At 50.4% G+C, this 643-nt stretch carries 1 protein-coding gene; it reads left to right on the forward strand.

The window, feature by feature from the left end; all coding sequences use genetic code 11:
- The coding region (locus GFB48_RS17315) for a hypothetical protein (protein ID WP_205597767.1) at positions 1–463 on the forward strand (463 nt) is incomplete at its 5' end.
- Between the last annotated feature and the right edge of the window lie 180 nt (positions 464–643).

Below are 643 nucleotides of genomic sequence, written 5' to 3' on the forward strand. Positions count from 1 at the left end.
TTGGATCTGTACATCCAACTCAACAGCAGACATGAATGCAAAATTTGCCTTGGCACTGATCCTCGCTCTGCAGGTCTCCGTGAGCCTGTGTGAGATTCCCGCACCATCGCAGGATCTTATTGAAAAGTATGATCAAATGAAAAGTGTGTTCTACAAGAGGCTGCTGACTGCTTATGGCAAGCTGCAGGCTGCTGCTGCTCCTTTAGTGGAGAAGGCCAGTGAAAGCGAACGTGGACAGGCTACCAAAGACTACATCGAGGAACTGCAGACCAAGCCCGAGTTCCAAGCCGTTGTCAAGGTTGCCACTGGCCTGGGCCAGGAGGCAGGTCCCCTGATCGACAAGGCCCGCACATCAGTGCTGGGTCTGTACGGACACTACGTGCGTCCCCATGTCGGCGACTACCTGAGCAGCACCATCGACACCATCAAGGTCTACCTGGACCAATTCTTGCCCGCTGAGTAAAGAAGACCAACTAACGCAAACCACCTGTCAGCAGCCTGTAATAGATGATAGCACATAGAAACTACACCAGTTTATGCTGAGAAGAGCAATGCACAATGCAAATACAATCCCTTGCCTCTTTTCAAATCAACATCCTTGCCAAATCATGCAAAGTTAAAAGCAGGGCAAACATGTCACCAG

The organism is Paraferrimonas sp. SM1919, from assembly GCF_010993985.1.
Taxonomy (GTDB): Bacteria; Pseudomonadota; Gammaproteobacteria; order Enterobacterales; family Shewanellaceae; genus SM1919.